Raw genomic sequence first — 3,147 nt, forward strand, 5'->3', positions numbered from 1 at the left:
CATCCAGCCCGGCCGCCCACGACTGGAGATCCTCAGACGTCACCACATCCGACACGAACGCGACTATAGATCACAAAACATGACTGTAGTACTAGGTCTACCACTTCGACCAGCTCTGAGAGGTCTACGTGCTGCGCAACAGCCTTGGGTGTCCAGCAGTAGGCGACGAGATGGCGCTGGCCGCGGACCCAGTGGGAGACGCGGAGGCACTCTCTGCCGCTGAGAATGATGTGCTCGACCTCCATGTCGTCAGGGCCGAGCCAGAGCACCATGCGGCGAGCCTACATCAGGCCGTATCCTGGACATGGAGATGCCCCGGCCTCGACCTCATGACCGGGGCATCGTGGCGTCTACGGGTACGCGGCCTTCTATCGCTTGATGAGTCGGCGGTCCCTCTCCGAGGTGCCGCCCCAGACGCCGAACAGCTCGTTGTGCTCGATCGCGTAGTCGAGGCACTCGGCGCGCACACGACAGCGCCGGCATACCTGCTTGGCCGCCCTCGCGGACTCGCCCTTCTCCGGAAAGAACACCTCCGGATCGCCTCGGTCGGGCCACTTCTTTCGGCAGCTATCGGGGGCAGGGGAGGAGCGGGCCGGGAACCGTAGCCCCAGATGGACGCGACGGCACGGGATGGGAAGGACAACCCCTTCAACCCGGAGAAGGGGAAATCGACCGCGCCGCCGCGCCCCGTCTCAGGCAGGACCGCCGATCAGCGCCGCTGGACGCTGACCACAGCCCTCGGATTGGCCGATCTCGGACAGATGGATGGCCAGCTCAGGATGCCGAGCACGAGCCAGCAGGTAGTGACCATTGATCCGCTTGGCCGCCGTCTGCGGAGCGAACGCGTAGGGGAGCAAGACGCGGTCGCGTCGGCTCAGGTGCGGAGCCGTCCACCAGATGCCCCGTCCATCGGTACGGGCGACGAGTCCACGCCAGATCGACACGGCCACCCGATCTCCACCAAGCCGATACAGGTAGCTGGGGACGTTGAGTCGCGCCAGCTCCGCCGAGAGCTGTTCGGCGACCGTGGCCGCGTTCGTGGCACTCATTGCTCCCGCTCCTCCTGGTCACGGAGTTGCTGCGCCAGTTCCGCGACATCATCGGCGTCGATCGTTTGACAGAGACCTTGATCGAACTCGTCATCGGTGAGGCGTCGACCATTTCGGGTGGCCCACAAACGGCCCGCAGAGCTGCGCCATATAGCCAGGAAAGGCCTCCTGAAGGTCTTCCAGAATGACGGGGATCGGCATGGAGTGAGCATCATTCGATTTGAGTGACGAACCCACCACGTTTTAGAGACGTCCAGGACGTTTCAAAGTTAGGGTGGAAAACGTCCCTGACGTCCTCAGCCCTCCGAGGTGTACCGTGACCAACGTCCCCCTACGCCGCGCCATGCTCGATGCCAAGCTCAGCGAACAGGGCCTTGCGGACCGCTGTGGGGTGGACGTGAAGACGGTGGCCCGCTGGATGCAGGATGAGACCCGAATTCCACACCTTCGGCACCAATGGGCCGCTGCTGAGGCATTAGGAGTTGATTCGTCGGTGCTGTGGCCAGAAGTAATCCGCAATACGGTTAAAACCGGTCCAGACCGAGAGGTGCTGACCGTTTACCCCTACCGCTCTGCCTGTCCGAAGTCGATCTGGCGCAACCTGATCGGCACGGCGCGCAATGAGATCGTGCTCGCCGGATACACCAATTACTTCTTGTGGCTAGAACACCCGAATCTGGCCAAGGCACTCAAGCGCAAGGCCGAGCAGGGATGCAAGATCCGATTCCTGGTCGGAGACCCCGACAGCGAGGCGACACGACGCCGCGAGGAGGTGGAGAACGTCCCGTTGACGGTTTCCACGCGCATACGCATCACCCTCTCGGAGATCGAGCAGCTTCGTGACGTACCCGGGATCGAGGCGCGGTTCGGTGACGAGCACATCGCCATGAGCGTCTTCCGGTTCGACTCTGAGATGTTGGTGACGCCTCATCTTGCAAAGCTCGTCGGGCACGACTCCCCGATGCTGCATCTCCGCCGGTACCAGGATGACGGTCTCTTTGATCGGTTTGGCTACCACGCCTTAGAGTTGTGGAGCAACGGCCGCGACGTATGGGCCGAGGAGCCGAAGGGCCGCGCGGAGAGTGCGAGTTCTGGGTGACCGACTGAGCGGCAACAACCACGGACGAGGCCGAACACCCGCGGACACTCCGGCCGACTGTATGGGCGCTTGAAAACCAGTCACCGGTCATGGACTGCGGCACCGAGGAATCGTGTGCTCAGCACGTCTTCGGAGAAGGAGAAACCGGTGATCTTCTTCGCCAAGGCGAAGGACCGTGGGAAGGGGGCATCGATGTCGGGACCTTCCCAGGACAGGCCGACTTCGCACATCTTGTTGACCAAGCGGTCCGGATCGCTGCCCCAGCGTGTGTCCGGAACCAACTGATCGAAGCGTGTGACCTCTTCGCTGTCGACCGCGTAGACGAAATAGTCCGTGGCATGGACGTTGCGGTGGATCGACACGACCTCGGTCGACTGCGAAAGGCTGCGTAGTAGGAGCCCGTTAAGGCCAATCGATCCGGTCCAGAGCTGGATCAGCACGGTCCAGCCGTTCATCTCCAGCGCGCCCACGTAGCTGGTGCGCATGTTGTCCGAGTCGATGTACTCCATCGTTCGTTCCTGGTGCTCTTCAAAGGTCACCTCTTCGATCCCGCTGCTGTCTGCGCCGAGACGCGTCAACGCCTCGCGAGGGCTGAGGGATCGGACGAAGGTGACGCAGGAGGCGTGATAGAACGGGCCGTGCTTCGCGAGCCAGCCGAATTCTTCGTGCGAGTCCCTCACTGTATCTCCTTTGATCAGTTACGTGCGATGATGGCAGCCGTCACCGACAGGGAGGGCGTTGCTCGCAGCGTCTCGGAGACATGGGCGTGAGTGACTAACTGAGTGACAACGACCACGGACGGGGTCGGACGCCAGCGGACAGCCGAGGACTGTATCTGCAGGTCATAAGCGGTACCAGCCCTGGCCAGAGCCCTGCTCGGATAGCCTTACAAGCGAGGGGTCACTGAACGTTTTTCATCCTCGGGCGGCGTGAGCGACACGGTGGTTCTGAAGGACGGCGATGGCCTTGCAGAGGTGGCCGGCCTTGGAAGGTCTGCAG

Annotated in this window: 4 protein-coding genes and 1 pseudogene; 1 reads left to right on the top strand and 4 read right to left on the bottom strand. The window is 62.5% G+C overall.

All coding sequences use genetic code 11. The features are described from left to right. Positions 1-32: 32 nt before the first annotated feature. The 3 genes and pseudogenes from ACWEVS_RS46070 to ACWEVS_RS46080 form a co-directional block, all read right to left on the bottom strand. Complete coding sequence (locus ACWEVS_RS46070; protein WP_452557568.1) at positions 33-272, bottom strand: hypothetical protein; 240 nt, start codon at positions 270-272, stop codon at positions 33-35. 96 nt (positions 273-368) lie between these two features. Continuing rightward, a pseudogene (locus ACWEVS_RS46075) lies at positions 369-539 on the bottom strand (WhiB family transcriptional regulator); the annotation flags it as partial. Between the two features lie 153 nt (positions 540-692). Then, positions 693-1,049 carry a hypothetical protein gene (locus ACWEVS_RS46080; protein ID WP_452557570.1) on the bottom strand — a complete coding sequence of 119 codons (357 nt, stop codon included), beginning with the start codon at positions 1,047-1,049 and terminating at the stop codon, positions 693-695. Between the two features lie 316 nt (positions 1,050-1,365). On the opposite strand from ACWEVS_RS46080, the gene ACWEVS_RS46085 reads away from it, so the two are divergent. Beyond that, complete coding sequence (locus ACWEVS_RS46085; RefSeq protein WP_452557572.1) at positions 1,366-2,148, top strand: DUF5919 domain-containing protein; 783 nt, start codon at positions 1,366-1,368, stop codon at positions 2,146-2,148. Between the two features lie 80 nt (positions 2,149-2,228). On the opposite strand, the gene ACWEVS_RS46090 is transcribed toward ACWEVS_RS46085, so the two are convergent. Beyond that, on the bottom strand, positions 2,229-2,828 hold the full coding sequence (locus ACWEVS_RS46090) for a DUF6461 domain-containing protein (RefSeq protein ID WP_452557574.1): 600 nt from the start codon (positions 2,826-2,828) through the stop codon (positions 2,229-2,231). Between the last annotated feature and the right edge of the window lie 319 nt (positions 2,829-3,147).

Source organism: Nonomuraea sp. NPDC003754, from assembly GCF_053605785.1.

Bases quoted from the DNA above. Each gene is read 5' to 3' on its own strand.
- ACWEVS_RS46070 (WP_452557568.1), bottom strand. From the start codon at position 272: ATGGTGCTCTGGCTCGGCCCTGACGACATGGAGGTCGAGCACATCATT.
- ACWEVS_RS46080 (WP_452557570.1), bottom strand. From the start codon at position 1,049: ATGAGTGCCACGAACGCGGCCACGGTCGCCGAACAGCTCTCGGCGGAG.